Origin of the sequence: Bordetella trematum, from assembly GCF_900078335.1 — a bacterium.
Classification (GTDB): domain Bacteria; phylum Pseudomonadota; class Gammaproteobacteria; order Burkholderiales; family Burkholderiaceae_B; genus Bordetella; species Bordetella trematum.
The window spans coordinates 135,473-136,136 of the sequence record NZ_FKBR01000023.1; the positions used below are offsets into that span (position 1 = coordinate 135,473).

The window sequence follows — 664 nt, forward strand, 5'->3', positions numbered from 1 at the left end:
CGAAGCCGGTGATGGCGCCAACACCGTGAGTCTCGATACGGTGACGGTGGGTGGCGACACGTCCATCATCACCGGTGCTGGCGTGGATGTGATCACGCTGGTGGACAGCGGTCTGCTGGGTCAATTGATGATTGACGCCGGCGACGGCAGCAACACCGTTGACCTGACCCGTGTCTCGGTGGCCAAGGCCACGCGCATCACGACCGGCAAGGATGATGACCGCATCACCCTGCTGGAGACGGATATCGGCGGTTCGCTGGATATCCTGGCCGGTGAGGGCGACAACGTCGTTGACCTGACCGTAGTAACGGTGGGCGCTGCGACCCGCATCAGCTCTGGCGCGGGCAACGACAGCGTCACCCTGGTGCAGACCGACATCGGCGGCTCGCTGGATATCGAAGCTGGTGACGGTGCCAACGCCGTGAGCCTGGATACGGTGACGGTGGGTGGCGACACGTCCATCACCACCGGTGCCGGCGTGGATGCGATTACGCTGGTGGACAGCGGCCTGCTGGGTCAATTGATGATTGACGCTGGTGACGGCAGCAACACCGTTGACCTGACCCGTGTCTCGGTGGCGAAGGCCACGCGGATCACGACCGGCAAGGACGACGACCGCATTACCCTGCTGGAGACGGATATCGGCGGTTCGCTGGATATCCTG

The 664-nt window shown here is 63.6% G+C and carries 1 pseudogene; it reads left to right on the forward strand.

The features are described from left to right. Window positions 1-664, forward strand: a pseudogene (locus A7V84_RS21490) (hypothetical protein); the annotation flags it as partial.